Consider the following 20,745-nt stretch of genomic DNA (forward strand, 5'->3'; position numbering starts at 1 on the left):
AGGTATTTCTGTGTCCTGATCTGACGTCAATCAGGTCGAGCAGTCAGGCATGTGGGCCGGCAGGGCTCGTGCGGCATCGATATCGTTGACCAGCGCGAGTGCCTGATCGAACACTTCGATACCGGCATCCGGACGATGAGCCGTCTCGGAAAGATAGCGGCGAAAACGTCGGCCACCGCGACAGCCGGTGAACAGACCAAGAAGATGACGCGTGATGTGATTGAGCCGCACGCCCGACTCAAGACGCGAGATCAGATAGGGCCGAAAGGCCTCCATCGCCTCGTGTCTCGTTGGCGGTGTGGTGTCTTCGCCGAAGATATCGCGATCGACGTGGGCCAGCAGAAACGGATTCTGATAGGCCTCGCGGCCGACCATGACGCTGTCGACATGATCGAGCTCCCGCTGACAGTCAGCGATGGTCTTGAGTCCGCCATTAATGCCGATGTGAAGCTCGGGATGGGCGGCCTTGAGTCGGTGCACACGTGGATAGTTCAGCGGAGGCACATCACGGTTCTGTTTGGGAGACAGCCCTTCGAGCCAGGCCTTTCGGGCATGGACGGTAAAGGTGGTGCAGCCGGCAGCGGCGACAGTATCAATAAAGCGTGTTAGATCCTCATCCTCGTCCTGGTCATTAATTCCGATGCGGCACTTGACCGTGATCGGAATCGAGACGGCCGCCTGCATGGCCGCCACGCAGCGGGCGACCAGTTCGGGATGGCCCATCAGGCAGGCGCCGATCATGTTGTTCTGAACGCGATCACTCGGGCAGCCAACATTGAGATTGACCTCCTGATAGCCCCAGGTCTCTGCAATGGCGGCACACTCGGCCAGCGCAGCCGGGTCACTGCCGCCCAGCTGCAGAGCCAGTGGATACTCGCGGGCATCATGGCCGAGAAAGCGTTCGCGCGGCGTGCCATGCAAAATGGCACCGGTGGTAACCATCTCGGTATAGAGCAGGGCACGTTTGGTCAGCGTTCTTGCGAAAGCGCGCTGATCACGGGGCGTCCAGTCCATCATGGGCGCTATCGAAAACCGGCGCCCTCGATCTGCCGGGCTGCTTTTAGATATATCAGTCACTTAAAAAATCCGATTGATCGTGTCTCGTCCCGTTCAACCCTATTGAATAATGTCTAAAGCCGTCGAAGCGAAACCAGGTCAAACAAAGACGGTACATAGTGGCAATATTTCAAAAACGGGGCACGAGTTGGCACGTCATTGTACGAAAGAAGCGACATTCTGCCCAGACGCACTCTTATCCACGAAAGCCCGCGCTCAGGCATGGGAGAAGCAGGTTAAAGGGAAGCTTGAGAGCCACGCCGCCTTGCTGTCGAAGAGGGTCAGAGTTTTGCTGAAGGTGCGCTACGTCGTCCTTGAAGTATTGATACGGGATGGGAGGCTTTTGCAGGGCTTAATCCATAAATTAGAAAGTTTTAATATTATTCTTTTTATGCGATATTCCTTATTCAAGGATGAGCTTTCGCCTTGAATCAGCACATGGATGTGCTTTTCATCTCCCTTCTCTGTGATATGACATCACCGCACCAGCTTTTGCTATGCGCTGCCTCCAGATGGCTTCGGCGATAATATTGAGCTGTCACGCCATATTCTCACGCCCATCCCGGAACTGCATGCTGGTATATCCTGACCATATGTCGATGTCCGGCTGAGTGACCAGGTGCAGATCGAGCAAAATCGTGTCTAGCCCAAAGAGGTCGGAGCTTGCTTTAAACACGTGCTTGATGATGCCTTTGGTTTAACGCGCGAGCCTCTGCCCAATCAGGAAGAAGACGTCTCGTTGGCGATGTCATCCTGTAACCTGCGACACCATGCGGCCCCCTGCTGCCTGAGCAGGGCCTGATTGCGTTCGGGGATACGTTCAGGGTGGGGGAAGCGTTCCAGCGCTGCCTCAAGGCTGGTTTCACGTAGCAGATGAAACAGCGGAAAGGGGGAGCGATTAGTGTAGTCAGCCGCGTCTTCCTGACCGGGTGAGGCTTGGCTGTCGCCAAAAAGATAGTCAGGATGAAAGCTTGCCAGCTGATAAACGCCTTCGTAGCCTTCACTGATCATCAGACGCTCGGCCATGTCGAGCTTATCCAGAAAGGTAAAGAAATCTTCGGCACCGGGTGTCAGAACCAGCAGGGTGGTTTCCGTGTCCGGATGGTCTTCAAGATATTCGCACTCTTCGATGACGGCCATGAGCAGGGCAGCATCATCTGCGGCATCGAGCTGGCGATAGCGAATACGCTCCCGCTCGAATTCGGCTGCGGCAAACGGGCACAAGTCATGTGCCATGACCCAGTCTTTCACCCAGCGTCGGGTGGCCTCCAATGGATGTGATGTCACGGTGTGCTCTTTTAAATGAAAGGGGCCGACAATGCGTCGACCCCCAAAAACTTATCAACCCAAAGCAGCACAGTGTACAGCATTGATGACATATTGCTTACCGGTCACGCTGTCAGTATCGGCGTCAGCGATCCTGACCTTCGAGGGTGATGGACATGCGGTCATCGGCGCTTTCGGCGTTTGAACCCATCATTTCATCATGTGTGACGCTGTGTTTGAAATAAAGAGGCACGCCCTCCATGCCACCGATATCGCGCAGCAGGGTCTTGGCGGCATTGAGAGATTTCGGTGTCAAAATCGTACCGTCTTCATTGAGCAGGGTGTCAGTATTCCCGCCACTGGTCACTTTCAGGGTGAAAATATCTCCTTCAGTCGATTCGATAACGATTTCATCGATCTGGTGAGCGTGCGCCTTTTCGGTCAGTTCGTTGAGTTTCATCTGCCTCTCCATGGCCTGTATTAACAATAACCTGCATTAATGTAGCCTGGTTGCTGTAAAAGCTCGCAGGTGCCGGAGTTAAAAATTGTCAGAAGGCGCTAAAGAGCGATACCGCATGCTCGTTTCTGACGCTATGATCGATGTAACTGCCTGCTTTTTAGAGAGAAGAGCCATGAGCGACAAGAGCCCACCACTGGAAGATCTGAAAGGCAAGGTCAAGGAGGCGTGGGGAACGCTGAGCGATGACAAGGAACTCAGTGAAGAAGGTGAAGTTCAGCAGTTGGCCGCCAGACTTGAGAAGGAGCAGGGGCTTTCTGCCGAAGAGGCCCAGCGTCAGGCGAAAAAAACACTTCGCGGTTAACGCTGGGGCAGTGATTACGCCATCAATACCTTAGAGCCTGTGAAGCTCGTCGTTGTGTGACGTGTCCAGCGGCTTAAACTGCTCATCGACCAGTTTAAGCGTGGTGTTGTTTTCCATCAGTAAATATATGGGCTCGTGTTCGGTGTCTCCACGGGCCGGGTGCAGCACGTAGACTGTCCCGCCACCGGGCACGGCATTGCCACTGATGACCTTCCAGTTGCCCTTGCGCTTTTGTGTCTGGCCATTGTTGGGTCCGCCTTGCGGTGTCTCGGTCAGGTTGTAGACGCCACCTGCACTATCGGTACTGAAGTTCAAGGCCACTTCAGTATCCACCCCGTCGCAGTCATCGCAAGGCAGAGAGCCGCCATAAATCTGATTGGTACCAGAGCTTCGTTGAGAGCTTTCGGGCGTGTCGCGACCCTGGTCACAGCCGGTCATTGAAAGCCCCACCAGTGCGCCCGTCATTATCAGTGCGCTAAAACGTGTCAATGTCATGTTCCCTGATGTCCTGAAATCATCGCCTCCGTTAAACGGATAGCGTGTCTTGCCTGCCTGTTTCAAAAGCCTAAACGATCCATTCGAACATGTCTCTTGTGCTGACATGGTCAGCGTACTGAACCGATCATATCGACATCGCTACAAGACGATGGTCCAAAAGCTATTGTTGTTCACGCCGTACGGGGCGAGAATCCCTTTGTTTTAACTTAATTCGAATATGACATTGTAAAGGGATGGAACATGAAGAAGGGGCTGTGTTGCACGCTGGCGCTTATGGGTATGGGCCTGTCATCACAGGGTTGGGCGGCTGGCGCCTTCGATCCCGATGGCGATTTCATGTTTGGAGACTGGGGCGGCGCGCGCTCTGATCTAACCGATCAGGGCGTGACCTTCCGTTTTGAATATATCTCCGAGATGGCCTATTCCGTTGACGGTGGCTTTCGCGACAAGCGCACCGGACGCTATGCCGATCAGTGGACCGCCGGGGCCAATTTCGACCTTGATAAGCTGTTTGGCGTACCCAATGCCCAGTTTCAGTTCACCCTGACCGATCGTAACGGCGAAAGCCTGACCAACGACGTCATCAATAATCCCAACAGCGTCGGTGGCTCTTCCAGTCAGGAAGTCTATGGTCGCGGTAGTGTTACGCGTATTACCCAGATGTGGTACGGCCAGACCTACATGGATGATACGTTTGAACTCAAGGCGGGCCGGGTACCGGTAGGGGATGATTTTGCCGTCATCGACAGTAATTTCCAGAATCTTTATCTGGGGAGCGGCGAGCCCGGTAACCAGAACGGTGGTATCTGGTATAACTGGCCGATTTCACAATGGGCGCTGGTCGGCAAATGGAACATCACCAATGAGCAGTACGCTCAGATCGGCTTTTTCAATCTCAACGAGTCCAACCTCGACCGTGACCATGGACTGGATTTAAAGCACAGCGGCACCAGCGGCACGCTCATTCCGGTTGAATACGGCTTTGAACCGGAACATGGCGTCAATGGTCTGCCGGGGCATTACAAGCTGGGGTATTACTACAGCAGTGCCGATGCTGACGATTACTCTTCACGCGACAGCGCCTCGGATGCTCAAAAGAGCCATCGCTATGGGCTCTATTACGTCATCGACCAGCAGGTGACAAGCCATGACGGTGACCGCAGCCGCGGTCTGGGCGTGTTCAGCATGGGGACGTGGAACGATGGTGATACGGCGACTTTCGATCGCTACTTGTCAGCCGGCGTGACCTATACCGGACCCTTCGATAGTCGTGCCCAGGATGAAGTCGGTTTCGGTCTGGCCTATGCCCACGTCAATGATGATTTTGATGCATACTCGCGCTCGAGTAACGCAGGGTTGGTCGGTGGATCTTCAGCGCCAGGCTACGTCCCGCGCCAGGGCGAGGAATACAATGCCGAAGTCTATTATGCCCTGCAGGCCACACCATGGATGTCCTTTCGTCCCAACCTGCAGTACGTACGCCATCCCGGAGCAGACAGCGACGTGGACAGTGCCTGGATAGCCGGTCTTTCCGTGCTGGCCACGTTTTAAGCCTCTACAGGGCGCCGCTACTACTGTGGCGCCCTTCGGATTCGTGGCGGTTCAGCGGGCCACTCCTTGAGCCACGCACCGTGTTCGATCAGTGGAAGAATTTCATGAAGCTGGTCGGGCATATGACGCAGGCCACATTCCCACACGATGAGTACTCGCCAGCCAAGAGCATTCAATTGTTCAATCTGGCGACGATCCCGCATGACATTACCTGCCAGCTTTTCCTGCCAGAAGGTTTTTCGCGTCGCGGGTGACGTGGCATAAAAGCAATGCTCGTGACGATGCCAGAAACAGCCGTGCACAAATACCACGCATCGATGCCGCGGCAGCGTCAGGTCAGGCGTGCCTGGTAGATCACGCCGATGCAGGCGGAATCTGTACCCGCAGGCATGCAGAAAGCGTCTGACTGAAAGTTCCGGCTTCGTATTCTTGCCCTGAATGCCCGCCATCATGCGAGAGCGAGTCGCGGCATCGACCACATCGACCAAGGTCATGACCTCCTGATTCACGAACATTAAAGCGTTCAGTGTAGGAGATCACGCTTTGATGTGACGTCAGAAGGTCATGACCTGCATTGGCCAGATGACAGGAATGGCGGCATGAAAAACGAGATCATTGCTCTGGGCGTTTTCTTCCGGATCATGGCTTTCGGCGTCGCCAAAAATGTTCAGGGTCATGTCGAAATCCTGCTCGACTCTTTTGATCATCAGACGAGCGTTTTTCTCGACAAGATAAAGCCCATTGCCATCAAAACGAGCGCATTTTCTTGCCAGCATCAGGGTGCCCTGTGGGCAAAAGTCGAAATGCTCAAGTTTCTGGGGGATCAATAAATAGTCATCCTTTCTGATCAATTCATTATCGATAAAGCCCATGGAAAGGTGCGAGATCGGCATGGCGCTGATGCCGATCGTCTCGGGGGATGCTGTCAGCGGATAAAGCGGCAGAGACAGCACTATGGCGTGGCTGCCATCGGAAGTCTCGCGAGCCTTGCCCAGTAGATGCGCGATACTACAGCGCAGCGCCCTTGCCAGCGGTTCCAGACGCGAGTGTCCGACACGTTTGATGGTGCCATTTTCCCAGTAGGAAATGGTGACATCTGAAACGCCTACGCGACGGGCCAGCTCCGCCTTGCTCAATCCACACTGTTCCCGCAATTTGCGAATGCGCTCGCCCAACTCATTCATGCGTGGTCTCACATGTCTCATAAGCGAGCCAGCATAGCGAGCCAGGTGTTAAGTATGTTTAGTAGTTTGTCATTAATTGAACACAATGCCCTTCTATAGATTTAATTTTTTTGTGTTGGTCGATTTATTCGTAAAGGGTAAAAGGGAGGCCGACTTTTCCAAAAAATAATTAGAATCCACTTATTTTCATGGGTTCAGCCAGCCGGCAACAAGGGGAAGCATGATGGCGCTGAGGGCGCCATTGAGCGCCATGGCGAGGCTGGCAAAGGCGCCGGTTTGGGGGTCAATACCAAACCCGCGTGCCGTGCCCAGGCCGTGTCCGTTGAGGCCGAGTGCGAGACCCACGACACGAGGGTCATGACAGCGCAGTAGCACCGCCAGTGACGGAATGGTGGAAGCCGCAAGAATGCCGGTGACTGTCACAATGCCTGCCGTTAGCCCGGGATAGCCGCCCAGCCCTTCCGAGACGCCGATCGCGATGGGCGTTGTAATGGATTTAGGGGCCAGGGAGGCAAGAATGGCAGGGGAGACGCCCAGCGCCCAGGCAATGGAAAGGGTCGCGGCGCAGGCCGTGATTGAACCGACGACCAGACTCACCGTGACGGGGATCAGCAAGCGCTTGATGTGTTGAAACTGCTCATAAAGCGGGATGGCCAGACCGACCGTCGCCGGGCCAAGCAGCAGTGTCAGCCAGTGAGCATCAAGATAATAGGTATCGTAATCAATCGGCAGTACGAGGATAAAAGTCGCCAGCATCAGGCTGCCGGTCAGCATGGGTGGCGCCCAGCTGGGGTATCGCATCAGTCGATACAACGACAGCGACAACATGTAGGCGGCCAGGGTGATCACAACGGCCAGTGCCGGTGTCGCCATCATCTCATGCGACAGCATGCTCAACGTCATGAAATACCCGCTGTCTTGTCACGACGATGCTGCCATCGCACCATGGCCTGCATGGTTAGAAGTGTTACCACGCTGCTGATCAGGGTGCCCAGCACAATGGCAATCAAAAGCTTTAGCCAGTTATCGGTCAGCGTGCTGCCCAGAAAGAAAAGGCCGGCAGCACTGGGCAGAATCAAAAGGGTGAAATAGTGGATCAGATGGCTGGCGGCAATGCCCATCGAGCGTGAAGAGCGCCTCCGTGCGATCAATGCCATGAAAAGTATCAGCATGCCCAGCACGCTGCCCACCACGGGTAGCGAAAACAAGGTCTGTAAAAGATTACCGATGACCAGAAAGATCATCAGCCACATGAACCCCTTTAACATCATGGCCTCTGGAATAAGCGGATCGATACCTCGCCCGCTGGCAGGCAATTCTGGTCTGGCGGGTTTGGACTTGGGGTCATGATAAGCTAATGATATAAGTGAATGCAGTGAAAAATCATGCGTGCCTTCTGGCATCAGCTGGTCTGGCAGAGTCGCACTGATAACGCTTTATACATACCTTCGATTGAGGCAATGGTTCATGGCAAAACGGATTGAATTTGCAGAAACCGGCGGTCCGGAAGTGCTCAAGATGCACGAATTCGAGCCGGAACCGCCGGGGCCACGTGAAGTACGTGTCACCAACTGGGCCATTGGTCTCAACTTTATCGATATCTATGTCCGCACTGGTCTTTATCCGGTCAATGGGCTGCCTTCCGGTCTGGGGACCGAAGGGGCCGGTGTCATTGAGGCCGTCGGTGAGGAAGTAAAAGAGTTCCGGGAAGGGGATCGCGTCGCCTACGCCACAGGGCCTCTGGGTGCTTATGCAACCCACCACACCCTGCCTGCTGACAATGTGGTCATGCTGCCGGACAGCATCGGTTTTGACCAGGCTGCCGCAGCCATGTTGAAAGGACTGACGGTGCAGTATCTGCTGCGCCAGGTGTATCAGATCAAAAGTGGCGATACCTTTCTCTTTCATGCCGCTGCAGGCGGTGTCGGGCTGATCGCCTGTCAGTGGGCCAGAAGCCTGGGCGCGCGTTTGATCGGTACCGTGTCCACGCCGGAAAAGGCAGCGTTTGCTCGTAAAAACGGTGCCTGGGCGACCATCAACTATAGCGAAGAGAACGTGGTAGAGCGCGTTCGAGAGCTGACGGATGGCCAGATGTGCCCGGTCGTCTACGATTCGGTGGGTCGAGATACCTGGGAGACCTCGCTGGACTGCCTCGCCCCACGCGGCCTGATGGTAAGCTTTGGTAATGCTTCCGGTCCGGTAGAAGGCGTTAATCTTGCCACGCTCAACAATAAGGGCTCCCTTTTTGTCACGCGACCAAGCCTTGGGGGCTACGCCGATACTCGTGAACGGTTGGAGGCCATGAGTCAGGAGCTGTTCCAGGTGATCGCCAACGAGAGCGTTCACGTCAACATCGGCTGTCGCTTCCGGCTCGATGAAGCGGGTGAAGCGCAGCAGAATCTGGCCTCGCGCCGCACGTCCGGTTCGACCATTCTGATTCCCTGAGCACGTCATCTACCGTGTCTGGAACTTGCGCTGGCAGCTCAATCTTCAGGGCTGCCAGCGCCGACCCGCTACCACTCGATGGGCTTGTCGCTCCAGTCAAAAAACGTACCGCTATCTTCTACGGTGCGTTGATCGATGACCGCCAGCAGTCGCTCGGCGACAAAGTCCGCTGTAAACAGTTTTCCTTCCGGTACCCTGGTCTGAAAGGGGCGGGACAGCTCGGTATCTGTTGTTCCAGGATGCAGGCAAAGCAGGATAGCTTGCGGATTGCGCCGCTTGAACTCGACCGATGCTGTTTTCATCAGCATGTTAAGGGCTGCCTTGCTGGCGCGATAGGCGTACCAGCCCCCCAGTTCGTTATCGCCAATCGAGCCCACTCTTGCCGAGAGCGTGGCAATAATGGCCGGATGGTGGATCAGGCGGTCGGTCAGCGTGCTGATCAGCATGGCGGCCGTCGCGGCATTGACGTGAAAGGCATGGTTCAAGGCATCAAACGAAAGACGCTCAAGACGCTTTTCAGGTGTAATGGCCACCGACTGGTCACTTTGTCCACTGTGAAGGACACCGATCGTGTTAAACAAAAGGTGGATCGGTGTCTGCGTTAGATAATCGCTGAGCGTTTGCAGACCCTGTTCGGTGGTGACATCGGCGTCCACAATCTCCAGCCGGTCGGTATCGAGCGGCGTCTCCTGCTTGAGGCGTTCTGGATGGCGGGTGACGGCAATCAGTCGCCCCGCACGCGGATCCTGGTGGAGTCTTGCCAGCAGAGCGCGGCCAATGCCGCCACCGCCGGTCACAACGGCAGTGTATTGATCGGGAAGATGTTCAAGCATGTCATGGCTCGCCTGGTCGATGAGAAACGATTGTCAATCACAACGGTGTCTTCAAGCGTAGCGGACCTGAAAGCGTCAGGCCGGACGCAGAAGGCCCGAAAGCTCCGGGTCGATGCGCCGGCACAGCGTGGCCAGACGGCTGTCGGGATCGGCCAGGAGATACTCGGGTGTGTCATGTTCGACCAGTTGCCCTTCGTCGAGCATGGCAATTCGGTCAAATTGCTCAAGCTGCGTTAGCCGATGCGTGATCACGATCAGGGTGCGTCCCTGACAAAGATGGCTGATGGCACGCCAGACCTGTTGTTCGGTGGCTTCATCAAGCCCCTCGGTAGGCTCATCCAGCAACACGATAGGCGCCTTTCGAAGCAGCGCGCGCGCAAGACCAAAACGTCTGAGCTGGCCGCCGGACAGGGAACTGCCGCGTTCGTCCGGAAAGCCTGACAAGCCGTCAGGCTGATGCGCCAGCCAGTCGCTCAGTGCCAGCGCCTCAAGTACGGCCATGATGTCATCATCCTTGATGGGTTGGCCCATGGTCAGGTTGTCGCGGTAGCTGGCCGTGAAAAGATGGGTGTCCTGCTGGGCAACGGCAAATTGAGCGCGAAGGGAGGCCTCGCTCAGCTGACTCAGGGGGGCACCTCCCAGCGTGATGTTTCCTTCACTGGGAGGCACAAAGCGAATCAGGCTATTGAACAGGGTAGTCTTGCCGCTACCGGAGGGTCCAAGGATCAGCAGGTGCTCGCCTTCTTCGACATCAAGGCTGACCGAGGAGAGTGTCGCGATATCCGAATCAAGATGTACGCTCAATCGCTCGATGGAGAGCCGGGTGCCTTCCGGCCGTTGCTGGCGGCTCTCTTCGGGAAATCCGGTCTCCGGCACGCGCTGCTGGATGTCATCAAGACGTGTGGCGGCGCGTTGAATACGACCGAGATTCTGCCAGGCCTGGGGCAGCAGGGCGATCGCCTCGAAGGCACCCATGACCGCAAGGCCCATCAGTGCCACCAGAGTGGCATTCATGCCGTTCTGAGTGACCGCCCAGCCAGCCATGCCCAGCACGCCGGTCAGCGTCAGGCCCAGCAGCGTCTGCGAAAGCAGCTGTGAGTTGCCCCATTGGCGGGCAAGCTGATATTCGTGGGCGTCCCGAGCGTGCTGACCCTTGATGAGGTGGTCGACTTCGCCGTGCCAGCGATTGTAGATCATCAGCTCGGAAAGACCTTTCAGACGCTCGAGCAGTCGTGCTCTTAATCGGGTGTTGTCCTGCTGCCAGGCATCGGAGTGAGATCGGCCGGCACGCCAGGCAAGCCAGGGCCCCAGCAGCCCTGACAGCAGCAGGGCGAGGGCGGCAAAAATACCGATGGCGGGAGCAAAGACACCGATGACCACACCACAGACCACAATGCCCAGCAGGGCCACGAGGGAAGGAGCCAGCACTCGCAGGTAGAGGCTGTCCAGGGCGTCCACATCGGCCGTCAGTCGTGTCATGAGCTCGCTTTCACCATGGCGTTGCAGCTGTGCAGGCGAAAATGGTTCAAGTCTTTCATAAACATGGCGTCGCAAACGAGAGAGCAGGCGGAAGGTCGCGTCATGAGTGACCAGCCGCTCTCCATAGCGAGTGCCGGTGCGTGCCAGAGCAAAAAACCGTACGCCGGCTGATGGCAGTAGATAGTTGAAGGTTTGAGCCGTAACAACACTCAGACCAGCCAGTGCCGAGGCGGACAGGAACCAGCCTGAAAGTGCCATCAGGCCGATGCTGGAGGCCAGCGCCATGAGCTGCAGCGCAATTCCGATGCCCAGCAGCCATGCCCATGGCTTCATGAGACGAAGATAGGGAAGCAACTGTTTAAACATGGCGCACCTCCGTCTCGCTCTTCGTCGAGCGTGCCAGCGGCCCGCCTGGTGCGCGCAGCGCTTCCAGAGTGTCGAGTGCCTGAACACTGCCCTGACTAAGCATCAGAACCCGGTCGGCCAGTGCCAGAAGCTCCATGCGGTGAGTCAGAAGGACCACCGTGCGTCCCTTGCATAACCGTGACAGGGCGTCCATCACCAGTCGCTCGCTTTCCTGATCAAGGCTGGCGGTTGGCTCGTCAAGCAGCACCAGACGTGCATCGCGCAAGAAGGCACGTGCCAGTGCAATGCGTCGAGCCTGACCGCCTGAAACCGCTCTGCCGCCTTCTCCCAATCGGGTTTCAAGTCCGTCGGGCAGCTCGGCAAGCCAGTGATGGAGCGCGGCCTGCTCCAGGGCTTCCTTCAGGATCTGGTCGCTGGCATGCGCGTTGGCCAGCCTTAGATTGTCTGCCAGTGTTCCAGACACGATCACCGCGGACTGACCGACCCAGGCGATCTGATGCTGCCAGTCATCGGGGCGGATATCCGTCAGCGCTCTTGAGGGGTGATCACCGTCTGACACTCTCAATGTGCCGGCTTCGGGATGCATGAAGTCCATCAAAACGTTGAGCAGGGTTGATTTGCCGGCACCGCTGGGACCGATGACAGCCAGCGTCTCATTGGCCTGAATAGTGAGTGAAACTTCGGTCAGAGCCGGAGATTCGCGCCCGGCATAGCGTGCTGTCAGACCTTCAAGCGAGAGCGTAAGCCCTGCCCGGGGCTGCCATGGCGGTTGGTCATTGTCACGCTCAAAAACGCGCCGATTAAGGATGGGCATCAGATCTTCGGCGGCGGCTTCGGCTTCGGCCTTTGCATGATAATGGACACCCAGCTCGCGAAGGGGCTGATAGAACTCGGGCGCCAGAATGAGGATGAAAAGACCAATAAAGAGATTGATGCCGTGGTCGTACATGCCGAAATTGAATTGGCCCAGATAAACAAAGCCCAGATAAAGCGCCAGCAGAGCGATCGAGACGGAAGCGAAAAATTCCAGAACAGTCGAGGAAAGAAAGGCCAGGCGTAGAACGCGCATGGTGCGACGGCGAAAACTTTCGGAAGCCGTATGGACTTCATTGGCCTGGCGCTTGCTGATATCAAAAAGCTTGAGCGTTGAAAGCCCCTGAAGCGTGTCCAGAAAATGCCGGCTCATGCGGCCCATCTCCAAAAACTGATCCTCCTGACGCTTTTTGGCGCCGATGCCGACCATGGCCATGTTCATCGGAATCAGCGGCCCGGTGGCCAGCAGAATGAGTGCTGCCGCCCAGCTCAAGGGGGCAACAGCCGCCAGAATAATGATGGGGATGATGGCGCACAGCAGCATCTGCGGACGATAGTCGGCATAAAAGCCCTGCAGCGCATCGACCTGGTCCCAGACTCGATTGCTCAGCGTGGCGCTATGCTGGCGTCGCGCCCATAGCGGACCGAGAACGGCGATACGCTCCAAGAGCTCTTTCCGGACGGATTGGCGAATTTCGATACCACCACGGGCGCCGCAGAGCGTACGAGCCCGAACCAGCAGTCCTCGCGCAATAAAGGCCGGCGGTAGCAGCAGCAGGGGGATCAAGAGAGAGGAAAAGTCGGCACCGTCGATTACCATGCGCTGAGCAATGGTCGCAATGCACCAGGCCTGTACCATCAGGACCAGTGTTGAAAGGGTACCTGCAATGACTGAAAGTCGGCTCCAGCGAGCGCCTCGACTAGCAGTGCGCTGCAGCCATTGGCGCGGTGTTTCATTCGAGGCCATGACGGCTCCATCGAGAGCGGGCTTACAATATCAACAAAAAAGCGGGCAAACGCACAGCGGTACTTCGTCGCAGCCGTGACAGTGCTGATACGGCGCCGAACGCCACCTTAAGTGCGCGCGCTGGTTGGCGTATAATAGTGGCACGTTTTTCAGCCAATGGCCGTTTTCATGACTGTACGCACGCGTATTGCCCCTTCGCCGACCGGGGATCCCCATGTCGGTACTGCCTATGTGGCGCTTTTCAATCTTTGCTTTGCGAAGCAGCACGGCGGTGAGTTCATCCTGCGCATCGAGGACACCGACCGGGTGCGCTCCACCTCCGAATCCGAGCAAATGATTCTGGATTCCCTGCGCTGGCTGGGCATCGAGTGGTCCGAAGGGCCCGACGTGGGCGGACCACATGGTCCTTATCGTCAGAGTGAGCGTGGCGATATCTATGCCACACATGTTCAGAAGCTTCTGGACAGCGGCCATGCCTTCAAGTGCTACCGCACCAGTGAAGAACTTGACGAGATGCGCGAGACGCGCAAGGCGCAGGGGCTCTACGCGGCACTAAAACCGGAAGACCTTTACCTGGACGCAGACGAGCACGCTCGACGCGAACAGGAAAACTGGCCTCATGTCGTACGCATGAAGGTACCAGGGGAGGGGAGCTGCCGCTTCAATGACATGCTGCGTGGCGAGATCGAGGTGGACTGGGCTCAGGTAGACGCCCAGATCCTGATGAAATCGGATGGTATGCCGACCTATCATCTGGCCAACGTGGTCGATGATCACCTCATGGGCATCACGCATGTCCTGCGTGGTGAGGAGTGGATCAACTCGGCGCCCAAGCACATTCTGCTCTATGAGTATTTCGGCTGGGAAATGCCGGCGCTGTGTCACCTGCCGTTATTGCGTAATCCGGACAAATCCAAGCTGTCCAAGCGCAAAAATCCGACCTCGATCAACTATTACAAGCGCATGGGTTATTTGCCTCAGGCAGTGACCAACTACCTGGGGCGCATGGGTTGGTCAATGCCGGATGAGCGCGAGAAATTCACACTGGATGAGATGATGGCGAATTTCGACATTCATCGCATCTCGCTGGGCGGGCCGGTGTTCGATCTTGAGAAGCTGACCTGGCTCAACGGCGTCTATCTCCGCGAAGATCTTGATGACGAAGCCCTCCTGCGCAAGCTGATGCAGTGGGCGTTCAACGAAGACTATGTGGCGCAGATTCTGCCTCAGGTCAGACCTCGTGTTCAGACCCTTGCTGAAGTCATGCCGCTGGCCGGGCATTTCTTTGCGGGGCTGCCGAATCTGCGGGTCGAACAGTTCGATGAGACCGGGATGACACGTGAGCAGACGGTTCGCCTGCTGCAGTTTCTGGTCTGGCGACTCGAAAACGTGCGCAGCTGGGACAAGGAGTCTCTTCTTTCAGAGGTCAAACTACTGTCAGGCTATCTTGAGCTCAAGATGAAGGCTTTTCTGGCACCGGTATTCATTGCGGTTACCGGCAGTCAGACCTCCACCTCGGTCATGGATGCCATGGTGATTCTGGGATCTGACATGACCCGGGCCAGACTGCGACATGCTATTGCCGTGCTTGGCGGCGCTTCCAAGAAACAGACTAAGGCGCTGGAAAAGGAATACCGCGATCTGCCTGCGAGTGACGCATAAGGGGCTTGACGCTTTTCAGTACAATCAGTAAGATACGCCCCGTTCCTGACCGCAGTTATTGGCACAGGTCGGGGCAGTGGGGCCTTAGCTCAGCTGGGAGAGCGCGACACTGGCAGTGTCGAGGTCAGCGGTTCGATCCCGCTAGGCTCCACCACCTTTTGCGTCCCATTCGTCTAGTGGTCTAGGACACCGCCCTTTCACGGCGGTAACAGGGGTTCGAACCCCCTATGGGACGCCACTTCCTTCCTGATTTATTCCAATTGTGCATTGCGCAAAATCTGCGCACATCATTTCCCGATGCGACGCAAATTTTTATGCGTTCGGGGCTTGACACCTTTCCAAATTGTCCACCGGTTCCGGCTTTCGCTGATCTGCTGTCAAGGTAGTGTCAAAAGCGAAGGCTATCTCATTGTTTTTATAAAAATCTCTTTATATTCAGTTACTTGCGACTGGTTAAAAAATGCCCAATCTGTCTGGAGTGCCCAGAATATGGCGATTTTGAGACCTTCTTCATACGTTATAAACAGGCTTATCCACAGTTTGTGTGGACAATAAAAATCCGGGCGTAATGTGATGAGATCAGGGGGGGTTGTCAAGCAATAAAAAGCATTAGAGGAACAGGTGAAAACGGTTCAACCCATGCTTTTGACAGATATAAAAAAGGCCGCCTTCGGCAGCCTTTTCAGTAAGCGGTTGTCAGGTTACGACTGCCCGGGATAATCCCTTTGCGTATACCCCTTGTAGAGCTGTCTCGGGCGGCCGATACGACTGCCATTGGTAATCATCTCGTTCCAGTGCGAGATCCAGCCTGTGGTGCGTGCTACTGCAAAGATGACGGTGAACATGTTTTTTGGAATACCCAGTGCGCGAAGGATGATGCCCGAATAGAAATCGACGTTGGGGTAGAGCTTGCGCTCAATGAAGTAGTCATCTTCCAGTGCGATCTGTTCGAGGCGCTTGGCGATTTTGAGCTGCGGGTCGTCTCCCATGCCCAGCTCTTCAAGCACTTCGTCGCAGGTTTCCTTCATGACCTTGGCGCGCGGGTCGAAGTTTCGATACACCCGATGGCCAAAGCCCATAAGACGGAAGGCGTCCTGTTTGTCCTTGGCGCGGTCAACAAAGCGTTGAATGTTTTCTTCGGATTCGTCACCGATTTCGGCAAGCATGTTGAGAACAGCTTCGTTGGCACCGCCATGAGCCGGACCCCACAGTGCTGCAATGCCGGCACTGATACAGGCAAACGGATTGGCGCCGGTAGAGCCTGCCAGTCGAACCGTGGAGGTCGAGGCATTTTGTTCGTGGTCGGCATGAAGCATGAAGATCCGGTCCATGGCCTTGGCGGCAACCGGATTGATTTCATACGGCTCGCAGGGATTGCTGAACATCATGTAGAGGAAGTTTTCAGCGTAATTCAGGTCGTTGCGAGGATAGACGAAAGGTTGACCAACATTGTACTTGTAGCACATGGCCGCAAGTGTCGGCATCTTGGCAATCAGGCGAATGGCAGAAACCTGCCGATCATGTTCCTGAGTAATGTCCAGGTTGTCATGATAAAAGGCTGAAAGGGCACCGGCGACACCGCACAGCACGGCCATCGGGTGCGCATCGCGGCGAAAGCCCTTGAAGAAATTGACAATTTGCTCGTGCACCATGGTATGGCGCGATACGCTGCTGCGAAATGCCTCATAGGCATCCTGGTCGGGAATTTCCCCGTTGAGCAGTAGATAACTCAGCTCGGTGTGGTTGGAGTGTGTAGCAAGTTGTTCGATAGGGTAGCCGCGGTGCAGCAAAATGCTGTTGGCGCCATCGATATAAGTGATTTCCGATTCACAAGATGCGGTAGACACAAATCCCGGATCGTAGGTGAAATAACCGTGATCTATCAGGCCGCGAACATCGATCACATCGGGGCCCGTGGTGCCCGAATAGATAGGCAGCTCGACGGGAGCATCCAGACCGTCGATGGTCAATTGTGCCTTTCTGTCAGCCATGAGGCCTCCTCGAATTATATAAAATACTGTTTTATCAGATATGTCCGCCAAATCGTTGGGGCCCACTATTGAGCGGGTGCGACAGTTTGTCAATTCCACGCATGCCCGGGCCCGGGCATGGTGTCTTCATTCCATGAGCACGCCACAAAAAGCTTTTTTTAATGTCTTCAAGGCAAGACTGTAGCCTGTTTTGCCCTGGTGTTTGAGCTTTCAATGCGTTTACAAAAATGTGCGTCAATTTGTCATCCGAACGTCGGGGACATATAATTAATGGCCGCGCGACGGGCGATTCATCGCCTGTCCAGGCGACCTGACCTGATAATGATTGAATCCTACCAAAAACTGCCCGTGGTCTATTTCATGCGGGCCGGGAGAGAAAAGCGCCGTGAAGAGTCAACGACCCTTGTCGACTGCCAAGCGTCCGGTGAATCTGGACCTTTCAAGTATCCAGTTTCCCCTGCCTGCACTTGTATCCATTTCACATAGAGTGTCAGGCATATTGTTGTTTATCGGTCTGATCTTCCTGATGTGGGCCTTCCAGGTTTCCCTGTCCTCACCCGCCGGATTCGATACCGTCCGCGAAGCAATGGCTCATGGTTTCTTCGCCAAGCTGGTGCTGTGGGGGCTGCTATCTGCTCTTGGTTTTCACCTTGTCGCAGGGGTGCGCCATCTCGTGATGGACATGGGGCATGGCGAAACACTGGAAGGTGGCCAGCGTGGCTCTCAGCTGACCATCATTATCAGTGCATTACTCGTTATTATGGCAGGAGTCTGGGTATGGTAATCAATATTTTGAATCCGGGACGCAACGGGGTAGCCGACTGGATGATTCAGCGTGCGTCTGCCGTGATTCTGGGGCTTTATACCCTCTTTATGGTGGCGTACCTGCTGTTTACTCCTGACCTGGACTATGCCGCCTGGTCAGGGCTTTTCAGCCATCTCTGGATGAAGGTGTTCACGCTGCTGGCACTTCTTTCCGTTGCTGCACATGCCTGGGTAGGCCTGTGGATCGTGGCAACCGACTACATCAAGCCCGCCGCCATCCGGTTCGGCGCGCTGCTATTCGTCATCCTGGCCCTGTTTGTGTTTGTGGTCTGGGGTGTGCAGGTTCTCTGGGGAGTTTGACATGACACAGTTACGTACCCTGACCTTTGATGCCATCATTATCGGTGGCGGTGGTTCCGGTCTGCGCGCGGCACTTCAGCTGGCGCAATCAGGCAAGCAGACGGCAGTACTGTCAAAGGTCTTTCCCACGCGCTCCCACACTGTCTCCGCTCAGGGCGGTATCACCTGTGCCATCGGTAGTGCCGATCCGAATGACGACTGGCGCTGGCACATGTATGACACCGTCAAGGGCTCTGATTATATCGGAGACCAGGACGCCATCGAGTACATGTGTAACGAAGGTCCCAAGGCGGTTTTCGAGCTCGAACACATGGGGCTGCCGTTTTCCCGTTTTGACAATGGCCGCATTTACCAGCGTCCGTTTGGCGGCCAGTCCAAGGACTATGGCAAGGGTGGCCAGGCCGCGAGAACCTGCGCAGCTGCAGACCGTACCGGCCATGCGCTGCTGCACACCCTTTATCAGAATAACCTGAAGAACAATACGGTTTTCCTCAACGAGTGGTATGCCGTTGATCTGGTGCGTAACGCCAACAACGATGTAGTGGGCGTCATTGCCATCTGCATGGAGACCGGCGAAACCGTCATGATCAAGGCCAAGGCTACCGTTCTGGCCACAGGTGGTGCGGGTCGTATCTATGCTTCTACCACCAATGCCCTGATCAACACCGGTGATGGTATCGGCATGGCCCTGCGAGCAGGCTTCCCGGTACAGGACATCGAAATGTGGCAGTTCCATCCGACCGGCATCTATGGCGCCGGGACACTGGTCACGGAGGGCTGTCGCGGGGAAGGTGGCTACCTGATCAACAAGGATGGCGAGCGCTTCATGGAGCGTTACGCACCCAATGCCAAGGACCTGGCCGGCCGTGACGTCGTTGCCCGTTCGATGGTACTTGAGGTACTTGAAGGCCGCGGCTGCGGTGAAAATGGCGATCACGTCATGCTCAAGCTGGATCATCTGGGTGAAGACGTGCTGATGAAACGCCTGCCCGGCATCGTGGAGCTTTCTCGTACCTTTGCACACGTGGATCCGGTCAAGGAACCGATTCCGGTTGTGCCGACCTGTCACTACATGATGGGCGGTATTCCGACCAACGTGCATGGTCAGGCGCTGACGGTTGACGCCGATGGCAATGACAAGGTCATCAACGGCCTGTTTGCCTGTGGTGAAGTGGCCTGTGTGTCCGTTCACGGCAGTAACCGCCTTGGCGGCAACTCGCTGCTGGATCTGGTGGTCTTCGGTCGCGCTGCCGGCATGCATATTGAAGAGACCCTGAATCAGGGTATCGAATATATGGAAGCTTCGCAGTCGGACATCGATGGTGCGATGGCGCGTCTGAACCGCTGGAACGAGTCGGGCAGTGGAGAAACTGTTCCCGAGCTCAAGCGGGACCTGCAGACCATCATGCAGAACAACTTTGGTGTTTTCCGCAAGGAAGACAACATGCAGGAAGGCGTGAAAAAGCTCGAAGAGCTGCGTGAGCGTATTGCCAATGCCTGGCTGCCTGACAAGTCGGACATGTTCAATACCGCGCGTATCGAGGCTCTCGAACTGGATAACCTGATGGAAGTTGCCGAGGGGACCGCCATCGCGGCCCTTGAGCGACGCGAAAGTCGTGGTGCTCACTCTCGTGAGGACTACCCCGATCGTGACGATGAAAACTGGCTGAAACACTCGATCTATCATCCGGCGGAAAAAACGCTGAGCAAGCGTGATGTCAACTTCTCTCCGAAGACCGTCGATACGTTCCAGCCTAAAATTCGTACTTATTGATGAGGGGATGACCCATATGTCGACATTACAGGTCTCCGTTTACCGCTATAACCCTGAAAGCGACGATGCGCCCTGGATGCAGGATTTCCAGATCGATACCCAGGGCCGTGATCTGATGGTGCTCAACGTACTTCAGATGATCAAGGAACAGGACAGTTCGCTGGTGTATCGCGCCAGCTGCCGCGAAGGCGTCTGTGGTTCCGATGGCATGAACATGAACGGCAAGAACGGCCTCTCCTGTGTGACGCCGCTGTCCGAAGTGGTCAAGAACAATCGACTGGTACTGCGCCCCTTGCCGGGTCTGCCTGTTATCCGCGATCTGATCATCGACATGTCGCTCTTTTACAAGCAGTACGAGCGCATTCAGCCCTATCTGCAAAACGATGAGCGCCCGCCGTCCATCGAGCGTCTGCAGTCGCCGGAAGATCGTGACAAGCTTGACGGGCTTTACGAGTGCATCCTGTGTGCCTGCTGTTCGACGTCCTGTCCGTCGTTCTGGTGGAATCCGGACAAGTTCGTGGGTCCGGCCGGACTGTTGCAGGCCTATCGCTTTCTGGCCGACTCACGTGATACGCACACGCAGGAGCGCCTGTCGGAACTCGACGATCCGTTCAGTGTCTTCCGCTGCCGCGGCATCATGAATTGCGTCAATGTCTGCCCTAAAGGACTCAATCCTACCAGGGCCATTGGCAAGATTCGCGAAATGCTGGTGCGTAATGCCGCGTGATGCACGGTTTTTGCTTAATATGACAGGCCTTGCTTGTTATCATTGACGTCTGCCGTCGCCTTCAGGGGCGACGGTAGTCTTTCGAGTCCAGGCATCGACAATGATCCGGCTGATCGGGTCAGCGATGATGCGGCAAGACTCGTAATTTACATCAAGGTAATCGCACTGACCGCGATTACTGACCCCA

The 20,745-nt window shown here is 55.9% G+C and carries 20 protein-coding genes and 2 tRNA genes; 10 read left to right on the top strand and 12 right to left on the bottom strand.

Features of this window, described 5'->3' with window-relative positions:
• Nucleotides 1-30: 30 nt before the first annotated feature.
• The 3 genes from dusA to B9G99_RS12785 form a co-directional block, all read right to left on the bottom strand.
• Nucleotides 31-1,068 carry a tRNA dihydrouridine(20/20a) synthase DusA gene (gene dusA, locus B9G99_RS12770; RefSeq protein ID WP_086623471.1) on the bottom strand — a complete coding sequence of 346 codons (1,038 nt, stop codon included), beginning with the start codon at nt 1,066-1,068 and terminating at the stop codon, nt 31-33.
• Nucleotides 1,069-1,776: 708 nt separating this feature from the next.
• Nucleotides 1,777-2,343, bottom strand: a complete 567-nt coding sequence (locus tag B9G99_RS12780) for a DUF1415 domain-containing protein (protein ID WP_086622499.1) — start codon at nt 2,341-2,343, stop codon at nt 1,777-1,779.
• Between the two features lie 124 nt (nt 2,344-2,467).
• Complete coding sequence (locus B9G99_RS12785) at nt 2,468-2,782, bottom strand: DUF6482 family protein (RefSeq protein WP_086622500.1); 315 nt, start codon at nt 2,780-2,782, stop codon at nt 2,468-2,470.
• 172 nt (nt 2,783-2,954) lie between these two features.
• Here B9G99_RS12785 and B9G99_RS12790 point away from each other — a divergent pair, with 172 nt between their 5' ends.
• Nucleotides 2,955-3,143: a CsbD family protein gene (locus B9G99_RS12790; protein WP_086622501.1), complete on the top strand. Its 189-nt coding sequence runs from the start codon at nt 2,955-2,957 to the stop codon at nt 3,141-3,143.
• Between the two features lie 30 nt (nt 3,144-3,173).
• Here B9G99_RS12790 and B9G99_RS12795 read toward each other — a convergent pair whose 3' ends face one another.
• Nucleotides 3,174-3,638 (bottom strand): copper resistance protein NlpE N-terminal domain-containing protein, encoded by a 465-nt coding sequence (locus B9G99_RS12795; protein WP_158521507.1) that lies wholly within the window; start codon nt 3,636-3,638, stop codon nt 3,174-3,176.
• 243 nt (nt 3,639-3,881) lie between these two features.
• Here B9G99_RS12795 and B9G99_RS12800 point away from each other — a divergent pair, with 243 nt between their 5' ends.
• Nucleotides 3,882-5,192: a carbohydrate porin gene (locus tag B9G99_RS12800; protein ID WP_086622503.1), complete on the top strand. Its 1,311-nt coding sequence runs from the start codon at nt 3,882-3,884 to the stop codon at nt 5,190-5,192.
• Nucleotides 5,193-5,212: 20 nt separating this feature from the next.
• On the opposite strand, the gene B9G99_RS12805 is transcribed toward B9G99_RS12800, so the two are convergent.
• The 4 genes from B9G99_RS12805 to B9G99_RS12820 all read right to left on the bottom strand — a co-directional run bounded on the left by B9G99_RS12805 (nt 5,213) and on the right by B9G99_RS12820 (nt 7,647).
• Nucleotides 5,213-5,686, bottom strand: a complete 474-nt coding sequence (locus B9G99_RS12805; RefSeq protein ID WP_335617607.1) for a very short patch repair endonuclease — start codon at nt 5,684-5,686, stop codon at nt 5,213-5,215.
• 60 nt (nt 5,687-5,746) lie between these two features.
• Nucleotides 5,747-6,376 carry a helix-turn-helix domain-containing protein gene (locus B9G99_RS12810; RefSeq protein ID WP_086622504.1) on the bottom strand — a complete coding sequence of 210 codons (630 nt, stop codon included), beginning with the start codon at nt 6,374-6,376 and terminating at the stop codon, nt 5,747-5,749.
• Nucleotides 6,377-6,562: 186 nt separating this feature from the next.
• Nucleotides 6,563-7,267: an LrgB family protein gene (locus B9G99_RS12815; protein ID WP_158521508.1), complete on the bottom strand. Its 705-nt coding sequence runs from the start codon at nt 7,265-7,267 to the stop codon at nt 6,563-6,565.
• Nucleotides 7,268-7,275: 8 nt separating this feature from the next.
• Nucleotides 7,276-7,647 (bottom strand): CidA/LrgA family protein, encoded by a 372-nt coding sequence (locus B9G99_RS12820; RefSeq protein ID WP_158521509.1) that lies wholly within the window; start codon nt 7,645-7,647, stop codon nt 7,276-7,278.
• A gap of 196 nt (nt 7,648-7,843) precedes the next feature.
• Here B9G99_RS12820 and B9G99_RS12825 point away from each other — a divergent pair, with 196 nt between their 5' ends.
• Nucleotides 7,844-8,821 carry an NADPH:quinone reductase gene (locus B9G99_RS12825; RefSeq protein WP_086622507.1) on the top strand — a complete coding sequence of 326 codons (978 nt, stop codon included), beginning with the start codon at nt 7,844-7,846 and terminating at the stop codon, nt 8,819-8,821.
• Between the two features lie 68 nt (nt 8,822-8,889).
• Here the strand turns inward: B9G99_RS12825 and B9G99_RS12830 are convergent, their stop codons facing one another.
• The 3 genes from B9G99_RS12830 to cydD form a co-directional block, all read right to left on the bottom strand.
• Nucleotides 8,890-9,654, bottom strand: a complete 765-nt coding sequence (locus B9G99_RS12830) for an SDR family NAD(P)-dependent oxidoreductase (protein WP_086622508.1) — start codon at nt 9,652-9,654, stop codon at nt 8,890-8,892.
• Nucleotides 9,655-9,729: 75 nt separating this feature from the next.
• Nucleotides 9,730-11,499, bottom strand: coding sequence for a thiol reductant ABC exporter subunit CydC (gene cydC, locus B9G99_RS12835; RefSeq protein ID WP_086622509.1), 1,770 nt, complete (start codon nt 11,497-11,499; stop codon nt 9,730-9,732).
• The gene (cydD, locus tag B9G99_RS12840) at nt 11,492-13,279 is read right to left on the bottom strand and encodes a thiol reductant ABC exporter subunit CydD (RefSeq protein WP_086622510.1); all 1,788 of its coding nucleotides are present in this window, start codon (nt 13,277-13,279) and stop codon (nt 11,492-11,494) included. Before cydD ends, cydC begins: the two co-directional genes overlap by 8 nt.
• A 168-nt stretch (nt 13,280-13,447) precedes the next feature.
• Between cydD and gltX the strand changes: the two genes are divergently transcribed.
• The 3 genes from gltX (at nt 13,448) to B9G99_RS12855 (ending at nt 15,179) form a co-directional block, all read left to right on the top strand.
• On the top strand, nt 13,448-14,941 hold the full coding sequence (gene gltX, locus B9G99_RS12845) for a glutamate--tRNA ligase (RefSeq protein WP_086622511.1): 1,494 nt from the start codon (nt 13,448-13,450) through the stop codon (nt 14,939-14,941).
• Between the two features lie 78 nt (nt 14,942-15,019).
• Nucleotides 15,020-15,095 (top strand) — tRNA-Ala (locus tag B9G99_RS12850).
• A gap of 8 nt (nt 15,096-15,103) precedes the next feature.
• Nucleotides 15,104-15,179, top strand: a tRNA-Glu gene (locus tag B9G99_RS12855).
• A 463-nt stretch (nt 15,180-15,642) separates the two neighbouring features.
• Here B9G99_RS12855 and gltA read toward each other — a convergent pair.
• Complete coding sequence (gene gltA, locus B9G99_RS12860; protein WP_086622512.1) at nt 15,643-16,932, bottom strand: citrate synthase; 1,290 nt, start codon at nt 16,930-16,932, stop codon at nt 15,643-15,645.
• A 403-nt stretch (nt 16,933-17,335) separates the two neighbouring features.
• Between gltA and sdhC the strand changes: the two genes are divergently transcribed.
• The 4 genes from sdhC to B9G99_RS12880 are packed head-to-tail and all read left to right on the top strand — an operon-like array spanning nt 17,336 to nt 20,558.
• A complete protein-coding gene (sdhC, locus tag B9G99_RS12865) occupies nt 17,336-17,716 on the top strand; it encodes a succinate dehydrogenase, cytochrome b556 subunit (protein ID WP_086622513.1) in 381 nt (126 codons plus the stop codon).
• Entirely contained in the window at nt 17,710-18,057 is a 348-nt protein-coding gene (gene sdhD / locus B9G99_RS12870; protein WP_086622514.1) for a succinate dehydrogenase, hydrophobic membrane anchor protein, read from the top strand. Before sdhC ends, sdhD begins: the two co-directional genes overlap by 7 nt.
• 1 nt (nt 18,058) lies before the next feature.
• The gene (gene sdhA, locus B9G99_RS12875; protein WP_086622515.1) at nt 18,059-19,831 is read left to right on the top strand and encodes a succinate dehydrogenase flavoprotein subunit; all 1,773 of its coding nucleotides are present in this window, start codon (nt 18,059-18,061) and stop codon (nt 19,829-19,831) included.
• A 16-nt stretch (nt 19,832-19,847) separates the two neighbouring features.
• Nucleotides 19,848-20,558: a succinate dehydrogenase iron-sulfur subunit gene (locus B9G99_RS12880; protein WP_086623473.1), complete on the top strand. Its 711-nt coding sequence runs from the start codon at nt 19,848-19,850 to the stop codon at nt 20,556-20,558.
• Nucleotides 20,559-20,745: the final 187 nt, after the last annotated feature.

The sequence above is a fragment of the Kushneria konosiri genome (assembly GCF_002155145.1).
Taxonomy (GTDB): Bacteria; Pseudomonadota; Gammaproteobacteria; order Pseudomonadales; family Halomonadaceae; genus Kushneria; species Kushneria konosiri.

Coding starts and splice junctions, on each gene's coding strand:
- B9G99_RS12785 (WP_086622500.1), bottom strand. CDS start 2,782: ATGAAACTCAACGAACTGACCGAAAAGGCGCACGCTCACCAGATCGAT.
- B9G99_RS12790 (WP_086622501.1), top strand. CDS start 2,955: ATGAGCGACAAGAGCCCACCACTGGAAGATCTGAAAGGCAAGGTCAAG.
- B9G99_RS12795 (WP_158521507.1), bottom strand. CDS start 3,638: ATGACATTGACACGTTTTAGCGCACTGATAATGACGGGCGCACTGGTG.
- B9G99_RS12800 (WP_086622503.1), top strand. CDS start 3,882: ATGAAGAAGGGGCTGTGTTGCACGCTGGCGCTTATGGGTATGGGCCTG.
- B9G99_RS12805 (WP_335617607.1), bottom strand. CDS start 5,686: ATGACCTTGGTCGATGTGGTCGATGCCGCGACTCGCTCTCGCATGATG.
- B9G99_RS12810 (WP_086622504.1), bottom strand. CDS start 6,376: ATGAATGAGTTGGGCGAGCGCATTCGCAAATTGCGGGAACAGTGTGGA.
- B9G99_RS12815 (WP_158521508.1), bottom strand. CDS start 7,267: ATGCTGTCGCATGAGATGATGGCGACACCGGCACTGGCCGTTGTGATC.
- B9G99_RS12820 (WP_158521509.1), bottom strand. CDS start 7,647: ATGATGTTAAAGGGGTTCATGTGGCTGATGATCTTTCTGGTCATCGGT.
- B9G99_RS12825 (WP_086622507.1), top strand. CDS start 7,844: ATGGCAAAACGGATTGAATTTGCAGAAACCGGCGGTCCGGAAGTGCTC.
- B9G99_RS12830 (WP_086622508.1), bottom strand. CDS start 9,654: ATGCTTGAACATCTTCCCGATCAATACACTGCCGTTGTGACCGGCGGT.
- cydC (WP_086622509.1), bottom strand. CDS start 11,499: ATGTTTAAACAGTTGCTTCCCTATCTTCGTCTCATGAAGCCATGGGCA.
- cydD (WP_086622510.1), bottom strand. CDS start 13,279: ATGGCCTCGAATGAAACACCGCGCCAATGGCTGCAGCGCACTGCTAGT.
- gltX (WP_086622511.1), top strand. CDS start 13,448: ATGACTGTACGCACGCGTATTGCCCCTTCGCCGACCGGGGATCCCCAT.
- gltA (WP_086622512.1), bottom strand. CDS start 16,932: ATGGCTGACAGAAAGGCACAATTGACCATCGACGGTCTGGATGCTCCC.
- sdhD (WP_086622514.1), top strand. CDS start 17,710: ATGGTAATCAATATTTTGAATCCGGGACGCAACGGGGTAGCCGACTGG.
- sdhA (WP_086622515.1), top strand. CDS start 18,059: ATGACACAGTTACGTACCCTGACCTTTGATGCCATCATTATCGGTGGC.
- B9G99_RS12880 (WP_086623473.1), top strand. CDS start 19,848: ATGTCGACATTACAGGTCTCCGTTTACCGCTATAACCCTGAAAGCGAC.